Annotated in this window: 20 protein-coding genes; 6 read left to right on the top strand and 14 right to left on the bottom strand. The window is 61.5% G+C overall.

Annotation, left to right across the window (positions count from 1 at the left end; translation table 11 throughout):
* Positions 1–127: 127 nt before the first annotated feature.
* The 7 genes from Q0G18_RS00545 to mazG form a co-directional block, all read right to left on the bottom strand.
* On the bottom strand, positions 128–280 hold the full coding sequence (locus Q0G18_RS00545) for a hypothetical protein (protein WP_297148467.1): 153 nt from the start codon (positions 278–280) through the stop codon (positions 128–130).
* A 208-nt stretch (positions 281–488) separates the two neighbouring features.
* Positions 489–1,124, bottom strand: coding sequence for a GyrI-like domain-containing protein (locus tag Q0G18_RS00540; RefSeq protein ID WP_297148466.1), 636 nt, complete (start codon positions 1,122–1,124; stop codon positions 489–491).
* 367 nt (positions 1,125–1,491) lie between these two features.
* Positions 1,492–2,232: an Abi family protein gene (locus Q0G18_RS00535; protein WP_297148464.1), complete on the bottom strand. Its 741-nt coding sequence runs from the start codon at positions 2,230–2,232 to the stop codon at positions 1,492–1,494.
* A gap of 280 nt (positions 2,233–2,512) precedes the next feature.
* On the bottom strand, positions 2,513–3,340 hold the full coding sequence (locus Q0G18_RS00530) for an ABC transporter substrate-binding protein (RefSeq protein ID WP_297148462.1): 828 nt from the start codon (positions 3,338–3,340) through the stop codon (positions 2,513–2,515).
* Positions 3,341–3,581: 241 nt separating this feature from the next.
* Positions 3,582–4,706 (bottom strand): aldo/keto reductase, encoded by a 1,125-nt coding sequence (locus Q0G18_RS00525; protein ID WP_297148460.1) that lies wholly within the window; start codon positions 4,704–4,706, stop codon positions 3,582–3,584.
* A 104-nt stretch (positions 4,707–4,810) separates the two neighbouring features.
* On the bottom strand, positions 4,811–5,518 hold the full coding sequence (locus tag Q0G18_RS00520) for a GTP pyrophosphokinase family protein (RefSeq protein ID WP_158050182.1): 708 nt from the start codon (positions 5,516–5,518) through the stop codon (positions 4,811–4,813).
* 1 nt (position 5,519) lies between these two features.
* Complete coding sequence (gene mazG, locus Q0G18_RS00515) at positions 5,520–6,434, bottom strand: nucleoside triphosphate pyrophosphohydrolase (protein WP_297148490.1); 915 nt, start codon at positions 6,432–6,434, stop codon at positions 5,520–5,522.
* Between the two features lie 219 nt (positions 6,435–6,653).
* Here mazG and Q0G18_RS00510 point away from each other — a divergent pair, with 219 nt between their 5' ends.
* Together Q0G18_RS00510 and Q0G18_RS00505 are read left to right on the top strand one after the other, a co-directional pair.
* Positions 6,654–7,493, top strand: coding sequence for a cysteine hydrolase (locus Q0G18_RS00510; protein ID WP_297148457.1), 840 nt, complete (start codon positions 6,654–6,656; stop codon positions 7,491–7,493).
* Positions 7,494–7,499: 6 nt separating this feature from the next.
* Complete coding sequence (locus Q0G18_RS00505) at positions 7,500–8,336, top strand: RNA methyltransferase (RefSeq protein WP_297148455.1); 837 nt, start codon at positions 7,500–7,502, stop codon at positions 8,334–8,336.
* Between the two features lie 63 nt (positions 8,337–8,399).
* On the opposite strand, the gene Q0G18_RS00500 is transcribed toward Q0G18_RS00505, so the two are convergent.
* The 6 genes from Q0G18_RS00500 to Q0G18_RS00475 all read right to left on the bottom strand — a co-directional run bounded on the left by Q0G18_RS00500 (position 8,400) and on the right by Q0G18_RS00475 (position 13,297).
* Positions 8,400–9,314 carry a DUF2064 domain-containing protein gene (locus Q0G18_RS00500; protein ID WP_297148453.1) on the bottom strand — a complete coding sequence of 305 codons (915 nt, stop codon included), beginning with the start codon at positions 9,312–9,314 and terminating at the stop codon, positions 8,400–8,402.
* Between the two features lie 27 nt (positions 9,315–9,341).
* On the bottom strand, positions 9,342–9,770 hold the full coding sequence (locus Q0G18_RS00495; RefSeq protein ID WP_297148451.1) for a universal stress protein: 429 nt from the start codon (positions 9,768–9,770) through the stop codon (positions 9,342–9,344).
* A gap of 107 nt (positions 9,771–9,877) precedes the next feature.
* The gene (locus Q0G18_RS00490) at positions 9,878–11,254 is read right to left on the bottom strand and encodes a molybdopterin-binding protein (protein ID WP_297148450.1); all 1,377 of its coding nucleotides are present in this window, start codon (positions 11,252–11,254) and stop codon (positions 9,878–9,880) included.
* 190 nt (positions 11,255–11,444) lie between these two features.
* The gene (locus Q0G18_RS00485; protein WP_297148448.1) at positions 11,445–11,714 is read right to left on the bottom strand and encodes an ACT domain-containing protein; all 270 of its coding nucleotides are present in this window, start codon (positions 11,712–11,714) and stop codon (positions 11,445–11,447) included.
* A 74-nt stretch (positions 11,715–11,788) separates the two neighbouring features.
* Positions 11,789–12,370 carry a GTP cyclohydrolase I FolE gene (folE, locus tag Q0G18_RS00480; protein ID WP_276995754.1) on the bottom strand — a complete coding sequence of 194 codons (582 nt, stop codon included), beginning with the start codon at positions 12,368–12,370 and terminating at the stop codon, positions 11,789–11,791.
* A gap of 6 nt (positions 12,371–12,376) precedes the next feature.
* The gene (locus Q0G18_RS00475) at positions 12,377–13,297 is read right to left on the bottom strand and encodes an exodeoxyribonuclease III (protein WP_297148445.1); all 921 of its coding nucleotides are present in this window, start codon (positions 13,295–13,297) and stop codon (positions 12,377–12,379) included.
* A gap of 539 nt (positions 13,298–13,836) precedes the next feature.
* Between Q0G18_RS00475 and Q0G18_RS00470 the strand changes: the two genes are divergently transcribed.
* The 4 genes from Q0G18_RS00470 (at position 13,837) to Q0G18_RS00455 (ending at position 18,851) form a co-directional block, all read left to right on the top strand.
* Positions 13,837–14,511, top strand: coding sequence for a response regulator transcription factor (locus Q0G18_RS00470; RefSeq protein ID WP_297148443.1), 675 nt, complete (start codon positions 13,837–13,839; stop codon positions 14,509–14,511).
* Positions 14,508–15,653, top strand: coding sequence for a sensor histidine kinase (locus tag Q0G18_RS00465; RefSeq protein ID WP_297148441.1), 1,146 nt, complete (start codon positions 14,508–14,510; stop codon positions 15,651–15,653). Before Q0G18_RS00470 ends, Q0G18_RS00465 begins: the two co-directional genes overlap by 4 nt.
* 84 nt (positions 15,654–15,737) lie before the next feature.
* A complete protein-coding gene (locus tag Q0G18_RS00460) occupies positions 15,738–16,607 on the top strand; it encodes an ABC transporter ATP-binding protein (RefSeq protein WP_297148439.1) in 870 nt (289 codons plus the stop codon).
* 12 nt (positions 16,608–16,619) lie between these two features.
* Complete coding sequence (locus Q0G18_RS00455) at positions 16,620–18,851, top strand: ABC transporter permease (RefSeq protein WP_297148437.1); 2,232 nt, start codon at positions 16,620–16,622, stop codon at positions 18,849–18,851.
* A 124-nt stretch (positions 18,852–18,975) separates the two neighbouring features.
* Here the strand turns inward: Q0G18_RS00455 and Q0G18_RS00450 are convergent, their stop codons facing one another.
* Positions 18,976–19,455, bottom strand: coding sequence for a 23S rRNA (pseudouridine(1915)-N(3))-methyltransferase RlmH (locus Q0G18_RS00450; protein WP_296060047.1), 480 nt, complete (start codon positions 19,453–19,455; stop codon positions 18,976–18,978).
* Positions 19,456–19,503 lie beyond the last annotated feature (48 nt).

Raw genomic sequence — 19,503 nt, 5'->3', positions numbered from 1 at the left:
AGACTCCTCTTCTTTCGATTGATCGAGCAGTTCGTCGATTGCGTCTCGGAACCAATCCCAAAAGTTGAGGTGCCCGGAACGCTACGATACGCCACGGACGACTATGTCCGGCAAAAACGTGGCAGGATTATTCCCACTCGATGGCCATTTTGATAAGACCAAGGAGGCTCGACTTGCCGCACCTGCGCACGCCCGTGATCACTTTGATGAGATCGATGTCGCGAAAGAGCATCGCCTCCTCGAGGTATCTGTCGCGACTTTTCAATTTGTTGCCCTTCAAGAAATGCTCCTAAAACTCAAATTCAATTTCACTTTTGGGAGTACAATAACTCCACGACGCAAAAGGAGCCAAGAGCCAATCTCGAAAGACATCAGCCAGAATGCTTGCGTTTCTGTCGGAAGGTGCGGCAGCTTACGCGATTCTCGCCGACCGGAAAATGCGAAGCCGCAAAAGCGGAGCATGGAGCGCGCTGCGGCGCTTCGTTTCGCTAGATCGGCTTAATAGGATGGCGAATCACGGTTTTGAGCTTCTCCGGCGCGCACCTGCGCGGGTCGGAGAGGTAGATTTCATGATGCAGGCGGGCTTCGGAGAAGTCGGGCGCGTAACCCAGCTCGGCAGCGAATACGTGCATGGCGTCTATGGTCGCTGGCTCGTCGTCGTAAGGCCCGGCGTGTATGCATTGAACGCACAGGCCCTCGTCGACCCTCAGCATCTCGACCGCCGAGAAGTCCAGCTTCTTTTTGGCGGCAGCTTCCGAAACAGCCCAGTCGAAATCGTCGCGAGTGACGAAATCGGGCAGACGGATGCAGGAGATGAAGCTGAAGTCGTCCTTCCGCGCAGGTTCGATCTCACCATTGGATCGAACCTGCCACCAGAAGCCTTCGAGTGGGGGCACCACGAAGTCGAAATAGCCTTTCATTTCGCGCGGGCCCTTCTTCGACATCTTGATTGTGTAGGCCACGCCGTAGAGCAGCGGCATGGCGCCCTGATACTCGCCGCCTTCGATATTGGGGTCGCCCTTGCCGCGCACGGCGATGTAGCTCATGGGCGGAACGGTCACGATGCTCGGCTTGCCCGACGGCTTGTAGAGCTCCTTGAATTCCTTCTTGAAATCATATGCCATAGCAACCGCCCTCCCAGAGCTTGGGTTCCCGCCGATATTTGTCCGTATATAGCGGTGGGCACGGCTTCGGAAGAAATCGCGCCCACCGACACGCATTATACCATAGAACCGAACGTCTGTTCTATTCCCACTCAGCGACTAATTCAGTCCGAGTACTACCGATGTGCGTCGCACCATACCGCCGAGGGGTTGATTCGTGCGCAATTTGGGCGAATCAGGCCCTTGATTCGCGATTTTGGGAATGACTCAAATGGCTCGCGAAACCGCAGGTCGCACCTTTAATCATTCCCAGGTTTCCGCCGGGGTTCGTAGCGGGTGGCTTGAAAAGGGGTGATTCGGGGACGCGCGGACTCGGCAGGCGGATCCGCTACAGCCTCACATCTATCGGCGACGGGTGGTCATCGAGAAACCTCTCGACCGTCGTCGTGTTCTCATTGCCGTAAAGACCTTCGTAAGCTTGCGGCGATAAAGCGCGGAACAAAGCGAGCATCTCTGCGTCGACCCTTGCGGGCGAACACCCGTCGGGTCCCGGATTGAATAGGCGCTCGCTGTGCGCGACGCGGTTGCGCAACTTGTTGATTGCTTCGAGTTGCAGGTTGAGCTTCGCCCTGTCGGTTCCGGCAGGCCATGCGGCGTGCAGATACGGGATCCAAAGGTCTCGCTCGCGGCTACGGTCGGTCATGTGCGCCCAGAAGCCGAGCATAAGGCCCGCGATCACCTGATTGGGGTTTGCCGGGTCGTGCGCCCGCCCGCGGGCGTCGTCGATGGCTCGGCGGTTCACCATGTTCACATCGCGCTGCTTTTTCGCCTTGCTCATTCGCATGATGGGGCGCGTCACGGGTGATCTCGCGTCGAAGAGCCAGTGCTCGTCGCCTTCGAAGCGCTCGGTGAGGATTCTATCGTAAGCATTGCGCAGTGCGAGCTCAAAGTGTGCAATGTCGCCCATGAGGGCGCGCCCGAGCATGAGGTTCCATTCGTGTAAGTCGAGCGCGCGGTCGACGTCGCCGCCGCAAAGGTCGAGGTAAGAGGATAGCCTTGAAGGCGAGAGCCAGCGCTCGGCCCACTCGCGCCGCATTTCGGTTTCGGGGTGCTCGCATGCGTCTGCCATAAGGTTTCTCCTGTAAATACAATTTAGGCCCGGTGACTTGAATCAGCGGTCATCCCGGGCCCATCGATGCGTATTTTATACGCCCTTGCTGGATTTGGCAATCTCGTGCTACGTGCCAGTGCCGACGGGAGACCCCAGAAAAGAAAAGCCCTATCCCGTCTTCGAGCTTGCTCGCTTCTCGGCGAGCCGCTCTCGGACAGGATAGGGCGTCAATGGCGGTTGAACGCTATCGGCACGCGAGCTCTCGCCCGTTACGGGCGCTCAGCGTGCGGCAGGGCGTTTACCCGAGCCACTTGGCAGCGAGCTTCTCGACGGTGCCATCGTCCTGGAGCTTCTTGATGGCCTCGTTGATGGCCTTGGTGAGCTCCGGGTTGTCCTTGTTCACGGCAACGGCGTACTCTTCGCCGGTCGCAACCTCGAGGACGACCTGAGCGTCGCTGTAGGCCTCGGAGAGCATCTTCTTCACGACGGCGGCGTTGGTGCACACGGCGGTCGCCTGGCCAGCCTGCATAGCGGCGAAGCTATCGGTGGAGTTGCCATAGGGCTGGATGGTCGCGTTCGGGAAGTTCTCGCGGCAGTAGGTCTCGCCGGTGGTGCCGGACTGCACGGCGATGATGACGCCGGCCTTGTTCAGCTCTTCCTTGGCGTTGTCCTTGGTGATAGCGCCGTCCTTCATAACGGCAACGGCCTGGTCATCGACGTAGTAGGTGTCGGTGAAGTCGGCGAGTTCCGCACGCTCGGGCTCGACGGTCATGCCAGCAAGCACGACATCGAACTTACCGCCAGCGGCAAGGCCGGTGAGCAGCGTGTCAAACTGGTTGTTGACGACTTCGAACTTGAGGCCGAGCTCGTCGGCGACAGCCTTGCACAAATCGACATCGAAGCCGACAGCCTCACCGTTCTCGAGGTTCTCGAACGGAGGATAGTCGGCGGAGGTGCCCATCGTGAGCGTGCCATCCTTGACAAGCGTGTAGCTCGTGTCGGCCTTGGCGGAATCGTCCTTCTTGGTGTCGTTGCCCGCGGTGCTGTTCGAGGAGCATCCGAACAAGGCAAGCGAAGCGGCGAGCACGCCAGCGGCGAGCACCACGCCCAGCTTCTTCATTTTCATCTTCCTTCCCCTTTCCATATTAAAAGCAAGATGAGATATCTCGTTCACTATAAAGGCTCGCAAGGGCTTTGTCGAACAAGAAAAGGCCAGATGCTGTTACATCTTTGTTACAGGCGTGAATAATCGGGGTGCGGCGACGCTTCGCGCAGCCGGGAGTGCAGCCTGGGCCCGCCATACGCTCGCCCGAACCCGCCGCACGCTCGCCCGGGTCCGCCGCACGCGCCCCAAAGCCCGCTCGACCTTACTCGAAATGCTCGACGGCGGTCTTCAGGTTCTCGATGATGCCAATCTGCTGCGGGCACATCGACTCGCACAGTCCGCACTCGATGCAGTCGGACGCGCGACCGGGCTTCGCCTGCCAGCTGTACAGATCGCTCACGAACTTGTTGTTTTCGACCTGCGCCTCGAGGTTCAAAAGCCCCATGATTTCAGGAATGGCGACCTCCTGCGGGCACCCCTTCACGCAGTAGCGGCAGTTCGTGCATGGAATCGCCGCAATCGATTCGAGGATTTCGCGCGTCTGGGCAAGCGCTTCAGTCTCTGCTTGGGAAAACGGCTCGCTCGCCTTGAAGTCAGCGATGTTCTGGCGAACCTGGTCGATAGTCGACATGCCGGAGAGCACCGTGAGCACGCCCGGCAGGTTGTAGCAGAAGCGGTACGCCCACGACGCGAGGCTCTTCTCGGGGCTGCAGGCAACAAGCGGCGCCGCAACGCGATCGACCAGGTTGACGAGCATTCCGCCGCGGGCGGGCTCCATGATGATGACGGGGACACCGTGCTCGGCTGCCACTTCCATGCAGCGGCGCGATTGCACAACCGGGCTTTCCCAATCAAGGTAGTTCACCTGCAGCTGCACGAACTCCATCTCGGGGTGGTCGGTGAGTATGCGATCGAGCGTCTCGGGGCCATCGTGCATGGAGAAGCCGACGTGGCGGATCAGGCCGTCCTGCTTGGCCTTCTGCGCGAAGTCCCACATCCCCCAATCGTCGAAAACCTTCGTACGCTTTCCGCCCACGTTGTGGAGCAGGTAGAAATCGATGTAGTCGGTTCCCAACCGCTCAAGTGACGTGGGCAGATTCGACTTCGCCGTCTTCTCGTCGGGGCATGCCCAGGCAAGGCATTTCGTGGCGATGGTGTAGGACTCGCGCGGGTGGCGCGCGACGAGCGCTTCCCCGAGGGCCTTCTCGGATGCGCCGTTATGGTAGACGAACGCGGTGTCGAAGTAGTTCCCGCCGCCGGCCAAGTAGGCATCGACCATCTGTTTGACGTGCTCGATATCGATTGCGGTGGGATCTTTCGGGTCGGTCTGGGGCAGGCGCATGCAGCCGAAGCCAAGCTTCGACACGCGGGCGAAATCTGAGTTCATGGGTGCTCCTCTCTCTGTGATGCACCCATGATAAAACCTCAAGCTCGCTTCAAGTCAAGAAAGAACCGCAGGAACGCGGCAACCGCGCGGAGAAATGCCCCCTGCTACTCGGAGTCGAGCGCCCGTGCGAGGATCTGCATGCGCGCTTCGACGTCCTCGATGATGCGGCTGCAATCCTTCAGCTCGCCGTAGGAATCGATGCCCTCGATCTCGCGCTTCGCCTTGTACTTCAGGTCGTGCTCGAGGCTCGCCCAGAAGTCCATGGCGACGGTTCGCAGCTGAATTTCGACCGGCACCATCTGCTTGGAATCGAGGAAGTACACGGGAATGCGAACAATCACGTGCAAGCTGCGGTACCCGTTGGGCTTGGGGTTGGCGATATAGTCCTTGACCGTGACGATTTCCAGGTCGTCCTGACGTTGCAGCAGGTCGAACAGGTTGTACACGTCGCTGATATAGGAGCAGATCACGCGGATGCCCGCGATGTCCATGATGTACTTCTCGATGTTCTCGAGCGTGCGCTCCTTGCCGTAGCGGCCGATCTTCTCGATGATGCTCTCGGGGGTCTTTACGCGCGACTCAACATGATGGATGGGCGTGCGGTCTTTGCGCAGGTTCAGGTCCTGGTCGAGAATTTCGAAGCGGACGACCATCTCGCGCAGCGCGGCGCGGTAGCGCTGGCTCAGCTCGCGAAGCTTCGCTCCCGCCTCACGCACGAACTCGATGTCCTCATCCGACATGTCCTTGCCAATAGTAAGCGACCACGTGTCCCTGTGGTCCTGCTCACTCAAAAGCTGCGCGGCGCTCGTCATCTTATCTCCCCTTCACTTCGCCCCAGAGCTCATTTTGCTCCGAGATCGAGAAATCTTGCATACGTTTCCCCTGTTCGGAGGCTATTTCCTCCATCGCTGCCCAACGGGCGCGGAACTTCGCGTTCGAGGCGCGAAGGGCGCTTTCGGCGTCGATCCCCATGCGTCTGCCCGCGTTGACCAGCGCGAAAAGCACATCGCCGAACTCCATCTCCGCCGCTTCGGCGCGACGAGCCGCCTCCTTTTCGTCAAGGCCGAACTCGCCCGCCACGGAGGTGTCGATCTTGCCGTTTGCAGCATGCGGAGCAGCGGCATACGCCTCGATGAGCTCGGATTTCTCCTCGGCAACCTTGTCCCACACGTCCTCGATGGAATCCCATTCGAAGCCCACGGCGGCAGCCTTGCGGGAAATCTTCTGCGCCTCCATGAGCGCGGGGAAGGTGCGCGGCACACCGCCGAGCAGGCCCTCGGGCTCACCTGCGCCCGAGCCGTCGGCGTCGCCTGTCGCCTGCCGCTCCGCAAGTTTCACCTGGTCCCACACATCGAGTACCTCGCTCGCGTTGGAGGCCTCGAGACCGCCGAATACATGCGGATGGCGGCGCACCATCTTCGCGTTCACATCGGCGCACACGTCGTCGATTGAGAACTCCCCTGCATCGGCGGCGATCTGGCTTTGGAGCACCACCTGCAAAAGCACGTCGCCGAGCTCTTCGCGCAGGTGGGCGACGTCCTCTTCCTCGATCGCGCAAACGGCCTCGTAGGCTTCCTCTATCATGTTGTGGGAGATTGATGCGTGCGTCTGCTCGCGATCCCATGGACAGCCGTCCGGGGCCCGGAGGGCCGAAATCGTGGCGACGAACTGGTTAAATGCTGGATGGTCTGTCGGATTTCCGTATCGGTCGAGTGCGCCGTCAGGTATCTGGGCGCCCGATTCGGCGGCATTGTCTTCGTGTGACACTGTTCCCCTTTTCTTTCCTTGAGAATACGAGTATACCCGCATTCCCCATGCAATCCCATACCGTCACCGATTCCGTTGATGAATCGCTAAACTGCCTAACAACCCGCACGCGTTCGCGCCGGGCATCACCGGGACGCAAGGCGCTATACTACGAAGACCGACCACAAGGAAAGCGATTCCATGATAGAACCAACACGTGCAGCATTCCTGCTGATAGACATGCAAAACGGCTTCATCGACCCCACAAGCGCCCTATGCGTTGCCGGCGCCGCGGACACGGTGCCGGCATGCGCCCACGCCCTCGATTTCGCGCGCTCAATCGGGATGAGCATCTTCCATATCCGCCGCATCTACAGCGCCGACGGCGCGAACGTGGAGCCCGTGCGCTATCGGCAATGGTGCGACGGAGGGCGCCCGCTTTCCCCCGCAAGCGAGGACGAGAGCTCGCTCAACTGGCCCGACCTGCTGACGCCCGCAGACGGCGACCGCGTGATGGTGAAACCGCGCTTCTCGGCGTTCTTTGACACGCAGCTCGACGACGTGCTCTCGCACGAGGGAATAAACACCGTAGTGCTCGCGGGCACCACGACTCCGAACTGCGTGCGCTCGACCTGCTACGACGCTCTTTCCCTGAACTACAACGTCGTCATCTTGGAGGACGCCACCTCCTCGCGCACGCCCGAGGTGCAGCGCGCGAACATCGAGGACATGGCCTATATCGGCGCGCACATCATGAGCGTTGCGGAATTCCTCGAGCAGGGGCTCTCCCAGGTGCAGGACATCGCAGGCGACACGGCGCGCGCAATCGAGGCAGAGTACTACGCAGGCGGCAGCGCGCAAGGCCAAGTCGATCGGACGACAGGTGCGGCCGCTCCCTGCAGCGCCCCCACGTCGGGCCGCCATCCCCGCACGCTCGGTTCCCGCACGTTGGCGCCGACGGGCACGACCGCACCGCCCGCGACGCGCGCTTCGTCCGACGCCCGCGAGCTTCCCGCAATGCGCGCTCCGAGGGGGATTTAGGCCATCATGATTGTGAGAATCGACACGCTTGAGGACGAGCGCCTCGACGCCTACGCACGGCTCACCGAAGCGCAGCTGCGCAACAAACTCGAGCCCGAAAAGGGCATCTTCATCGCCGAGTCGAGGAAGGTGATCGAGCGCGCCCTCGAAGGGGGAATGCAGCCGTTGTCGCTGCTCATGGAGGAGAAATGGATGCCCTCCATGGCGGGCATCGTCGAGCGCATCGAACAGATCGACCCCGCCATCCCCGTGTTTGTCGCTCCCCACGATGAACTTGAGAAACTCTGCGGATTCGAGCTGACGCGCGGCGCCTTGGGGGCCTTTCGCCGACCGCGCCCGAAAAGCGTCGCCGAGGCGTGCGAGGGCGCGCGCGTTGTCGCGGTTTTAGAAGACATCACGAACCACACGAACGTCGGGGCCATCTTCCGCTCGGCAGCGGCGCTCGGGGTCGACGCCGTGCTGATCACGCCGGCATGTTACGACCCGCTCTATCGCCGCGCGGTGCGCGTATCGATGGGCACTGTGTTTCAGATTCCCTGGGCACGCATCGGGGAAGACGCCCACGATTGGGCGCAAACCGGCATCCCTTTGCTCCACGAGCTCGGCTTCACCACGGCAGCGCTCGCGCTTTCCGACGACTCGGTGAGCTTGCGCGACGAGAAGCTGAAGGAATGCGAGAAGATTGCGCTCGTGCTGGGCACGGAAGGCGACGGCTTGGCAGAAAGCACCATCGCCCGCTGCGATTACACGGTGAAGATTCCCATGTACCACCAAGTAGATTCCTTGAACGTCGCCGCGGCAAGCGCGGTTGCGTTTTGGGAGTTGGTGGTTCCGTCGGCTTAACAGCCGACGGAACGGGCCGACGCTGCGCGAGGCGGGAGACAACTCTTCGCCCGCCCAGTTTTTCTATTTGTCGATTTCCTCTCGCGGATCGTGCAGGTCGTTGGGGGGAACGCGCACTTCATCCCATCCCATCTCCTTGAGCGCCTGGGCCGTGCGCCACGGCGGCGTAACGTCGTCGTATTGCGCGCAGTAGTTGAGCGCCTCGACGAGCGTGATGTTGTGCATGAGGTCGGCCATCGTGTCCACGTCGGGAATAGGCGGCAGGTAAAGCGCAGGGAGCCCCTGCTTTCGCGCCTTGTCGATATAGGCGGGAAGCACCGTGAGGCCCTCCTGGTTGTAGAACACGCCCGAATGGTCGAAGTTGGTCTCGCGCGTCCAACCGATTACCGACACGCCCATCTCCTGGTCGGGAGCGAGCACAATGCCGCCACTCACAACCCCGTCGAGCTTGTGGAGTGCGTCGAACCCTGCGCGCACATCGGCCTTGGTGAGCGCAGGCATATCGGCGCCCATAGAAAGGATGCAATCAGCGCCGCGTTCCCACGTCTTCTCGAACGCCTGGTTGTAATGTTCGTCGAAACTTGCACCCTCGTCGCAGAGAAACACCAGCTCGCGCGGCCATTGTCCCGCATCGGAGAACAGCTTTCGCATCACCTCGACGTTCTTTTCGGGCGTCGTCGAGATGATCATCTCGTACTCATCGCGCACCGCTTCCTCGCCCGCGGCGAGCGCTTCCCGTGCCCGCTCGGCACTTTCGCGTTCCAAATCGGCCATCGCCGCGCAGCAGATTTCCACCACGTCGAAGAGCATACAATGGTAGAGCCCCGAGGCAACCTCAGGCTGGAACACACCGTCTTTCAGCACGGTCAGGCGGGTTTTCACCAAACCCGGAATCGGCGGCTTGCTGAACAAAAGGAGCGCGTTTTTGCGCACGCGCTCCTTTTCCATGCCGCCCTGCTCGCTTTTCGATTCGCTCACAGAACGCTCCTTGTTTCGAAGTATGACTTACTTGGCAATGAGCACCGGCACCGACGAGCCGTGCAGCACCTTGTGGCTGACGCTTCCCATGTACTCCTTCATGCCCGAAAGCCCGCGGTTGCCGATAACGACAAGGTCGTAGTCGCCCTGATCGATCAACTTCACGATCTCGGTAGCGGGGTTCGTTCCCGTGATGAGCAGCGGGTTCAGGCGATCGGCCGCATCCTCGTGAGCGCTAGCCAGCCTCTCGAGCAGCGTTTTCCCGTCGTTCATCATCATTTCCAAGATGGAGCGGAAGCTCGTCATCTGGGAATCGTCGAGCAAGGGAATCGGCACCACGTACACCAAGTCGATGACAGCATCAGGGTTGTTCTCGGTCACGCTGATCGCAAGCTCTAACGCCTTGCGGCCGCCGTCAGTTGCATCCACCGCAGCGAGCACTTTGTTCATAGACATAACGCGCTCCTTCCTCCCTGCACCCCTCGGGCGCCGGGTTGCCGTTGCAAACTGCTAATCATTGCAAGAAAGTATAACACCACGCGGGAAAGCGTCGCCGAGGCGCGTTAGAGAAACTCCACCTCGATGATGTCGCCTGCCGCGGGAGGCTCGATGCCGGGACCCATGCCCATCATGGTGAAAGCGTTCGCTCCCCATGCCGTCTTCGATCCGGGGCGACCGTCAATCGGCGTCGCCTCGAGCACACCGTCGGCGCTCGGCTCCACGCGGAGAGGGCGGATGCCGAAGAACTCCGGCTCTCCCGGTGCATGGTCGGGATGCTCGCGTGGGCGCTCCTCACCAGCAGGTTTGCCGTTCTTCGCGCCCGGGCCGTGCTTCGGAGCCGGGAACGCCTCGGTCAAGCGGGCCGCCGTCTTCGGCACGATGGGATCAAGCCCCAAATACTTGCGCATAAGCGGACGCAGGTAGAAGTCAAGGGTGAACGACGCGCCGCCCGAAGGACCGGAGATGCCCACAATGGGCACGTTGTCGACGACGGCGTAGGAGCTGTGATGCCCCGGGCCGTGATTCGTCTGATGGCAGATCATGCGACCCATCTCTTCCATGACCTCGCACGACCAGTCATCCGAGCCCTTCGAGGAGCCCGCATTCAGAACGACGATGTCGGCGACCTCGCATGCGCGTTTGATGGCGGCCTCGATTTCGGGGCGTTCGTCGCACACGATGTCGAAGGGAACGAACTGCCCGCCCCACGCTTCCACCTTCGCGCGCACGAGGATGCTGTTCGTCTCGAAGTTGCGGCCGCGGGCGGCAAACTGATCGACGCGCGTCGGGTCGAGGGGGATACCTGCGGGAACGAGCTCGTTACCCGTGGGGATGAAGGCCACGCGAGGCTTGCGGACAACGGGGACCACGGCATTGTCGCCCGTTCCCATGCGCGCCGCGACGTCGGGCGTCACGACCGTGCCGGCAGTCGCGAGGACATCGCCGCGCTTCATGGTCGAGCCCGCAGGACGCGTGCCCGCACCCTGCTTCGAGGGGGCGGCGTCGATGGTCACGTGCTGCTGGTCTTCCGACACCTGCACGTGCTCGATGACGATGGCGGTGTCGAACCCTTCGGGCATCGCGACGCCCGTGTTCGCAAACTGCCAATCCACCCCGCGAACCCATGTGCTCGTGTCGGGCAGCTCGCCTTCCGCGAGGTTCTCGAAATCGGACCAGTGCAGGGCGATCGAGTCCATCGCGCACGTGAGCGCGGAGGGCATGTCGCACCGAGAGACCACGTCATAGGCGAGCACGCGCCCCACCGAATCGGCAAGCGCCACCTGCTCGCAGCATTTGCGAGCAACCTCGCTGCTGTGCAAATCCTCGCCCGCGGCGATGTTCGCCCACCCGAAACCTGCAGGTGCCGCATCCATGGCCTCGAGCATCGACGAGACCGCCTGCTCACGAGAGAGCTGGATATGCTGGGAATGATCTCTCATAGTTCCTCCTGTTCATGTGCCGCAGCACAAGCTTGCGACGATTATCGCGTACGCTCCATTATAGTGAATGACGAATAGAATCGGGCGAAAAGAAAGCCCGCCGAGAATCAATCTTCCCGACGGGCGATATGGCCGCAATGTGGCGTAGTGTGGGTTGAAGCTAAGCGAACCCCAGCTCAGGTGTCGTTTTCTAAATCTTGTACATGTACTGGAAGACGTCTTCGCGCTGGATGATGATCTGCACGCCGAGATTCTCCCCTACCGCCTTGAGCTTGTCCTGCACGGTGTCGAAGTCGGCCTTCTCCGTATCGAGCGTGGTGAGCATCGTCATCGAGAAGATGTCGTTCAAGATGGTCTGGCTGATGTCGTCGATGTTCGCGCCGCATTCCGCAAGCGCCACCGCCACCGCCGCGACGATGCCGCTGCGGTCCTTGCCCAGAACAGAGATAACGCACTTCATGGTTGCACCTTTCATCCGTTTCTTGTGGTTCCCATACTACCCGATTTGCCCGCCGACGGCGACGTGCGCTGCGCCTAGCGAGCGTCGCGAAGGATAAGCGACATGGCCTCGCTGCGAGAAGCGCGCGAAGCCGGCGTCGAGCCCGCGAACACGCCGCGAACCGCGCTCGTGACCGTACGGCTGCCCGGTTTCTTCACGCCGCGCATACTCATGCACATGTGCTCAGCCTCGAGCACCACGATGACACCCTGCGGGTGGAGCTGCTCCACCAGGGTATCGGCGATCTGCCCGGTCAGGCGCTCCTGCACCTGAGGACGCTTCGCGAACACTTCCACGAGACGCGCGAGCTTCGAGAGCCCGCACACGCGGCCGTCCGCGGCGGGGATGTAGCCGATGTGCGCCTTGCCGAAGAAGGGCACAAGATGATGCTCGCACATCGAGTAGAAGGAGATGTCGCGCACGAGGACCATCTCGTTGCAGTGCTCGTCGAAGGTCTTCTCGAAGTGGACAGCGGGATCTTGCGCGAGCCCCGCGAACACCTCTTCGTACATGCGCGCCACGCGGGCAGGCGTCTCGCGCAGCCCTTCGCGATTGGGGTCCTCGCCGACGCCCTCGAGAATGAGGCGCACGCCTTCTTCGATTTTCCGAGTATCCATAGGCTGTTAATCCTCCAGTGCTATGTCAATGCCCACCGGGCAATGGTCGCTTCCGAATACTTCATTGTAAATGCTCGCGTCCTCCACCTTGTCGGCGATTCCGTCGCTCACCAAAAAGTAATCGATGCGCCACCCCGCGTTGTTCTTGCGCGCGTTGAAACGGTAGCTCCACCACGAGTACGCGCCCGTCGTATCGGGATGAAGGGTACGGAACGTGTCGGTGAAGCCTGCGGCGAGCAAGTCGGAGAATTTGCCGCGCTCCTCGTCGGAGAAACCCGCGTTCCCCCTGTTGGGACCAGGATTCTTCAAATCAATTTCATTGTGTGCCACGTTGAAGTCGCCGCACATGATGACAGGTTTCGGCGCGGCGGTCTCCCCCGCCTGCGTCAAGGGAAGCACTTCTTTGGGCATGTGCCCTGCCCCGAGCGGGTGGCGCGGGGTGTCCTTGGGGGCATCGGAGCCGAGAACGACCAGCCCGTCGGCATCGGCGCGCTCGACGGGAACATCCCCGGGAAGCACGCCCTCTTCAAGCCCCTTGCAAAAGTCGCGGAACGCGTCGTCCCACTCCATGCGATGCCCGATGCGGGCGAGCTCGTTTTGCGCGTTCGGCGTGTACACGTCGACAAACCAGAACTCGGGGAACTCGAGCGCGACGATGCGCCCCTCGGTGTCGAGGTACTCCGAGCCCAACCCATGAAGCACCTGCAGAGGCGCGCGCTTGGTGAAGACCGCCGTCCCTGAGTAGCCTTTCCGCTCGGCATAGCTCCAGAACTCTAGGTATTGGGGAAGATCGAGCGTCGCCTGCCCCGCCTGGAGCTTTGTCTCCTGTAGGGCGAAGACATCGGCGTCGAACTCGGCCACGATGTCCTCGAAGCCCTTCTTCATAACGGCGCGCAGGCCGTTCACGTTCCACGAGATCAGTCTCATCGGTTCACCTTTCCAAGCGAGGAGCAACGCGCGGGCATGCCTCTTGCAACCGCGGCGGAGCGCTGCCCGCAGTCGCAAGCAGCCACGCGGCCCGCAGTTGCAGCAGGCATGCCGCCCGTAGTCGCATCAGTATAGCGCGAGCGCGTAGTGCGACATGTGCGAAATAGTGCCAATTTGCGCTTGTCATCTATTGGCATATGTCTTATACTTGAGGAGGTCTGAAACACATCGGGCAAGCGTCTGTGTCCTCCTTATGCAAGCGCTTGCCCACCTTCCCGTTCATTACCTTCCAACTGCGGGGCGGCTCACCCGACTTCCTATCTCGCCGCCCCACACCTTCCCAAGACCCGCGACAAACGACCAAACATGCATGTCGCGCGCGTTCACCTGCGTACTTTGCAGCATCGCAACGATAGCGGCGGCGCTTACGGCGCCCTGCCTCAAGAGCGCGAAAACGGCGCTACAGTACGATGACGAAATGCCAGATGGCTTCCCGTTGCGCTATCATCAGCTCATCCGATTGACGCGAAGGGGGACCAATGGCGCGTTTGCTCATTGTCGAAGACGACGTCTCACTACGGGAGAATCTTGTGCGCATGCTGCAGCTCAAGGGCCACGAGTGCCTTTGCTGCGAATCGTTTGCGAACGCCGCGGCCGAAGCTTTGGCTGCCGCCCCCGACTGCATCCTGCTCGACCTTTCGCTTCCCGGTGCGTACGGCCACGAGATTTGCCGCGCGATTCGCCAGGAAAGCAACGTCCCCATCATCGTGCTGACCTCTTCGGACAGCGAGTTTGACGAGGTCATGAGCATGAGCGTCGGCGCCGACGACTACGTGGTCAAGCCCTACCGTCCCGCTGTGCTGCTTGCCCGCATCGACCGCGCGCTCGCCCGCAGCGGGTCAGCCGATTCGGCGCGCGGGCAAATCGAGCATGGCGGCGTCTCCCTTGACAGCGTGCGGGCCGAGGTCTCGTATCGCGGCAAGCGCGTGGAGCTCTCGCGCAACGAGCTTCTGATTCTGCGCATCCTTATGGAGAACGCGGGATCCATCATCTCGCGCAGCGAGCTGATGGACGAGCTGTGGCAAACCGACGCGTTCGTCGATGACAACACGCTCACGGTGAACGTGAATCGCCTGCGCCGCAGCCTGGAGTCCGCAGGCGTACCCGACGACTTCATCACCACCCGCCGCGGCCTGGGGTATGTGATTCGATGAGCAGCACGAATTGGGAAGAGCCCGACCACACGGCCGTTGGTTCGCCCCGCGATCCTGAGCCTGCGCCGTTCGCTGCCGAGGACCGCATCGAGTGTGCGTACTCGTTCGGGGCGTATCTTCGCTCGCGCGCCGGGTTCGTGTTCGGCATGGTCGCCCTCATGCTCATTGTTGCGGGTATCTTGGCTGTGACCAGCTCGAACGTTTCCGCCATCGCGCTCGTTTCCCTTTGCGAGGCCCTGTTCGCCTGCATTGTGCTCGTCGTTGGCTTCTCGCGCAACCGCGAGTTCTACCAGCAGCTGGACCACTTTTGCAATTCGCCCGACAACGCGCGCTACCTCTCGTCGATTCTGGACGAGCCGCGCACGTTGGAGGGAACACTGGCCTATCGTGCGCTCGCCGTGCAGGGCAAGGCTGCCTCGGACGAGCTTGCCGCCCGCTCCCGCGACATGAAGGATTACCGCGACTACATCGAGCTGTGGGTTCACGAGGCGAAGACGCCCATCGCATCGGCCCAGCTTGCGTTGTCGAGCCTTCACGGACCTGGGGCCGATGAGGTGCGCGGCGACCTCGATCGCATCGAGTCGCGCGTCGAACAGGCGTTATACTACGCGAGATCGGCAACTCTGAGCGAGGATTTCTCCATCGAGGAGTTAAACCTTGCGGCACTCGCTCGCAAGGCATGCCGCCAGAGGTCTCGCACGCTCATCGGCGCGGGCGTTTCGCTCGATTTCGCGATCGACGAGACGCTCGAGGTGTTCGCCGACGCGAAATGGGTCGATTTCATCATCGGACAGGTTCTGGAGAACTCGGCGAAGTACGGCGCGAAAACCGTTCGCTTCGAAGGCGCGGTGAAGGACGCGGGAACGAAAGACGGCTGCATCGAGCTTTTGATCAGCGACGATGGCGACGGCATTCCCGCCGCCGACGTGCCGCGCGTGTTCGATCGCGGATTTACGGGAAGCCAGGGCCGCGCCCACCACAAAGCGACGGGCATGGGGCTCTATCTTGCCGCTGTCGCCTGCGAGAGAATGGGCCTTGGCCTGCGTGTTTCCTCGGAAGAGGGGGCGGGCACGACCATCGCGCTCACCTTCCCGCTCGACCGCACGCGCATGGACTTGGCGGCAAACCTTACAAAACCGTAAGATTTCGGTAAGGCCCTTCGATGGCTTCGTTTTCGCGCTCGTCGCATCATGGGGATGTGCCGAATCGAAGAGAAAGGAATCCCCATGTCTGTGGTTACCGCAACCCCTCCAGCAGGCATTGCGAATGCGAATCAGCCCGATAGCCGCAAGGTTTTGCTCTCCGTGCGCAACGTTTTGAAGGTGTACGGCTCGCGCGAGGCCGTCACGCGCGCACTTGACGACGTGTCGTTCGACATCTGCGAAGGCGAGTTCGTCGGCGTGATGGGCCCGTCCGGCTCGGGCAAAAGCACGCTTTTGAATTGCATCTCCACTATCGATACCGTGACCAGCGGAAACATCGTCTTGAACGGGCTCGACATCACGCAGCTGCGCAGCCGCCAGCTCTCCAAGTTCCGCCGCGACGACCTGGGCTTCATCTTCCAGGACGCCAACCTGCTCGACACCTTGACCGGCTTCGAGAACATCGCTTTGGCCCTCACCATCAAAGGAGAGAAGGCCGACGCCGTCCGCACGAAGGTCGAGCGCACCGCCACTCTGCTGGGCGTGACGGACGTTTTACAGAAGTACCCGCGCCAGATGTCGGGCGGCCAGCGCCAGCGCGTAGCTGCGGCGCGCGCCATCGTTGCCGATCCGAAGTTAGTTCTTGCCGACGAGCCCACGGGAGCGCTCGACTCACGCAACGCGGCCGTTCTCCTCGAGACGCTCGAGGTGTTGAACTCGAAGCTGCACGCCACCATCATGATGGTCACGCACGACGCGGTCGCGGCATCGTATGCCGACCGCATCCTGTTCATCAAGGACGGCAAGCTGTTCAACGAGCTGCGCCGCGGCGATAGCAGCAGAACCGACTTCTACCAGCACATCCTCGAGGTTCAGGCGTTTCTCTCTGGCAAGCAGGGCACATCCTCCGCAGTCGGTTTCGTGGCCTCGCACGTCACCGCACTCGGCAACTAGGCGGCGGTCATCATGTTGATGAAACTCGCCTTGCGCAACGTGCGCCGCAGCGTGCGCGACTACGCTGTGTACTTCGTTACCCTGGCCTTGGGCGTGGCGGTGTTCTACGCCTTCAACGCTATCGGGGATTCGCGCGTGCTTTTCGAAGCCCAAGAAGGTGCCGAGGGTGTTTTCCTGGCATCTGGTGCGAGCATTTTCGATATCTTGGCCCAGATCATGACCTATTTCAGCGTAGTCGTCGCCGTCGTTTTGGGCTTTTTGGTCCTGTACGCCAACCGGTTCGTGGTTCGAGCCCGCAAGAAGGAGTTCGGCACCTACCTTTTGCTCGGCATGAGCCCGCGACAGGTTTCCTCGGTAGTCCTGACGGAAACGCTGATCGTCGGCGTGCTTGCGCTGGTGGTGGGCTTGGGGCTTGGCTTTCTGATCTCGCAAGCGATTGCCTTCGCCACGGCGGGCCTTATCGGCGTGGCGATCGGCGACTACCATCTGCTGTTCAGCGCCCGATCCGCGCAGCTGACCCTGGGCTGTTTCGCGCTTATCTTCGTCGTGGTCGCCCTGTTCAACGCCATACAGATTTCGCGCTGCAAACTTGCCACACTGCTCTCGGCACGCTCCCGCAGCGAGCGCATGCCCGTGCGCAACCCCCTCATCTGCCTGATTGTGTTCGTGCTGTCATGCCTGATTTTGGCGAAGGCGTATTCCGAGCTCAACCTCGATGGCCTGGTCTACTTCGGCGAACACTTCCGCATCGCAACCGTGTTGATGCTCGTCGGCACGCTGGGCCTGTTCTGGTCGGCGTCGGGGTTCTTTATCCTGCTGATCCAGCGTTTGCGGGGCGTTTACTTCAAGGGTCTCGCCATGTTCACCATGCGCCAGATCGCGACGAAGGTGAACACCGCGTTCGTGTCGCTGTGGGCCGTGAGCGTCCTTCTGTTCTTCAGCATCGTCGTGTTCTCGACGGGCTTCAGCTTGGCGTCGATGTTCTCCGATCAACTGGAAGAGAACACCCAGTTCGACGCATCTATTCGCGCGAGCCTCATGTCGCTCGACACCTCCGATATGGAAGCGGTGCCGGCCGAGAAGTATGGCGGTGACGAGGAGAAGGCGACCGCCATCAAGATAGCCGAGGCCGAGCACGACGAGGTTCACAACCTATGGCAGGCGAGCGACGGCTCCACCGCCGCGTATCTGAAATCGCTCATTCCCGATTGGGACGAACGCGTGACCGGCTCGGCTCAGGTGGACACGTGGCTCGCGAGCGACTTGACGAACAAGCAGCTTGCCGATGCTTGCGGCTTCACGCTTGAGCAAATCGGCTCCGACGAGAATTCCAGCATGGCTGACGAAGGCGTGCAGTACGTGCCGTTATCGCAGTTCAACGCTGCTCGACAGCTTGCAGGCGAAAAGCCGATCGAACTTGCCGCAGGCGAGTATCTGGTCGACAACACGGTCGACAAATCGGCCGAGTACGCCAAGGCCCTTGGCCAGAAAGGGCGAACCATCACCGTCGACGGGCATACTCTAACCGCATCCGGACAGGTGGTTTCACAGTCGCTCCAGGTGAGCAGTATGAGCTGCCTCATCGCCGTGCTGGTGGTTCCCGATGAGTTGGCGGCCGAGAGGTTCGCCGCGGGCGATCTGCCGTATCTGAGCGAGCTCAACGTCAACCTGGCCAGCGATTCAAAACAGCAGGCCATGGAGGACCTCTTAACCGAGTACGGCAAGTCGGTTCCCCCGCGCGAGGAACTCGCCGAAGCCGGTTGGACATACGACTCTCGCCCGTGGCCGGTGTCATATTACGACACGAGCGAGGGCATCATCGCCGACAGCATGGGGCTTAAGCTTCTCTTGGTTTACCTGGCGCTCTACATCGGGTTCGTTTTCCTCATGACCACGGCGGCGGTTCTTTCCGTCCAGCAGCTCTCCGAGGTGGCGGACAGCATCCCGCGCTACCGCCTGCTCGCTCAGCTGGGATGCGACAGGAGCATGGTTCTGCGAAGCCTGCGCACGCAGATCGGCATTTACTTCGGGGCGCCGCTTCTAGTGGCAGGGTGCCACTCGGCATGCGCGATCAGCCTTCTGTACAAGAACCTCCTGTCGATTTGGGGCGCTTCGGCGGTTGCAGGCACGCTTGCCGTTGGTATTGCGCTGGTAATTGCGGTGTACGCAATCTATCTGGCGTCGACATACCTGGTCGCACGATCGGCGGTCGTTTCCGGTGCGGGCAAGGGGCTGCTCGCATAGGCGAACAGCTCACGCAGAGCGCGGGACACGAACTCGATAGACGGCTGGCTGCCTTCCCCGCGGCCAGTCGTCTTCTTGTGGTAGGCTGCTCTCCCGTGGCTGGCCGCCTTCCGCGGCTGGCCGTCTACTTGTGGTAGGGCTCGCCGTGCGAGATCTTCTGCGCGCGGTAGAGCTGCTCCAAGAGCACGACGCGCGCCAAGTTGTGAGGCAGGGTGATCGGACCGAACGACAGCAGCTCATCAGCCCGAGCGCGCACTTCCGCGCTCACGCCGTCCGACCCGCCGATGACAAACGCAAAGCTGCTCTTCCCCGCAAGCGCCAGCGAATCGATTCGCTGGGAGATGCCCACGCTCGAGCGTTCCTTGCCATCGATCGCCAGAAGCGCCACATGAACGTCCGGGCCCAGCTTGTCGAGCTCCGCGCAAATCGCCGCGCCCTCTTTATCGCGCGCGCCCTCGATACCTCCCGCACGTCGCGGGTCCACGTCGGCGATTTCGCGCACCTCCGTCTTCGCATACGGCTGCAAGCGCTTGAGGTACTCCGCGCACGCTTCCGTCCAAAAGCGCTCCTTGAGCTTCCCCACCGCGATGACCGTGAACTTCATCCGCACCCCTTCCCATAAAAAACGCGCGGCCCGCAATGCGCCGGCCGC

It is taken from the genome of uncultured Ellagibacter sp. (assembly GCF_934636505.1).
GTDB lineage: Bacteria > Actinomycetota > Coriobacteriia > Coriobacteriales > Eggerthellaceae > Ellagibacter.
The sequence above is the reverse complement of the archived record's forward strand: the minus strand, read 5'-3'. Positions and strand labels throughout refer to the sequence as shown.

What these genes read in the sequence shown, in the direction of transcription:
- Q0G18_RS00540 (WP_297148466.1), bottom strand. Translation starts at nt 1,124, where the DNA reads ATGGCATATGATTTCAAGAAGGAATTCAAGGAGCTCTACAAGCCGTCG.
- Q0G18_RS00535 (WP_297148464.1), bottom strand. Translation starts at nt 2,232, where the DNA reads ATGGCAGACGCATGCGAGCACCCCGAAACCGAAATGCGGCGCGAGTGG.
- Q0G18_RS00530 (WP_297148462.1), bottom strand. Translation starts at nt 3,340, where the DNA reads ATGAAAATGAAGAAGCTGGGCGTGGTGCTCGCCGCTGGCGTGCTCGCC.
- Q0G18_RS00525 (WP_297148460.1), bottom strand. Translation starts at nt 4,706, where the DNA reads ATGAACTCAGATTTCGCCCGCGTGTCGAAGCTTGGCTTCGGCTGCATG.
- Q0G18_RS00520 (WP_158050182.1), bottom strand. Translation starts at nt 5,518, where the DNA reads ATGACGAGCGCCGCGCAGCTTTTGAGTGAGCAGGACCACAGGGACACG.
- Q0G18_RS00510 (WP_297148457.1), top strand. Translation starts at nt 6,654, where the DNA reads ATGATAGAACCAACACGTGCAGCATTCCTGCTGATAGACATGCAAAAC.
- Q0G18_RS00505 (WP_297148455.1), top strand. Translation starts at nt 7,500, where the DNA reads ATGATTGTGAGAATCGACACGCTTGAGGACGAGCGCCTCGACGCCTAC.
- Q0G18_RS00495 (WP_297148451.1), bottom strand. Translation starts at nt 9,770, where the DNA reads ATGTCTATGAACAAAGTGCTCGCTGCGGTGGATGCAACTGACGGCGGC.
- Q0G18_RS00490 (WP_297148450.1), bottom strand. Translation starts at nt 11,254, where the DNA reads ATGAGAGATCATTCCCAGCATATCCAGCTCTCTCGTGAGCAGGCGGTC.
- Q0G18_RS00485 (WP_297148448.1), bottom strand. Translation starts at nt 11,714, where the DNA reads ATGAAGTGCGTTATCTCTGTTCTGGGCAAGGACCGCAGCGGCATCGTC.
- folE (WP_276995754.1), bottom strand. Translation starts at nt 12,370, where the DNA reads ATGGATACTCGGAAAATCGAAGAAGGCGTGCGCCTCATTCTCGAGGGC.
- Q0G18_RS00475 (WP_297148445.1), bottom strand. Translation starts at nt 13,297, where the DNA reads ATGAGACTGATCTCGTGGAACGTGAACGGCCTGCGCGCCGTTATGAAG.
- Q0G18_RS00470 (WP_297148443.1), top strand. Translation starts at nt 13,837, where the DNA reads ATGGCGCGTTTGCTCATTGTCGAAGACGACGTCTCACTACGGGAGAAT.
- Q0G18_RS00465 (WP_297148441.1), top strand. Translation starts at nt 14,508, where the DNA reads ATGAGCAGCACGAATTGGGAAGAGCCCGACCACACGGCCGTTGGTTCG.
- Q0G18_RS00460 (WP_297148439.1), top strand. Translation starts at nt 15,738, where the DNA reads ATGTCTGTGGTTACCGCAACCCCTCCAGCAGGCATTGCGAATGCGAAT.
- Q0G18_RS00455 (WP_297148437.1), top strand. Translation starts at nt 16,620, where the DNA reads ATGTTGATGAAACTCGCCTTGCGCAACGTGCGCCGCAGCGTGCGCGAC.
- Q0G18_RS00450 (WP_296060047.1), bottom strand. Translation starts at nt 19,455, where the DNA reads ATGAAGTTCACGGTCATCGCGGTGGGGAAGCTCAAGGAGCGCTTTTGG.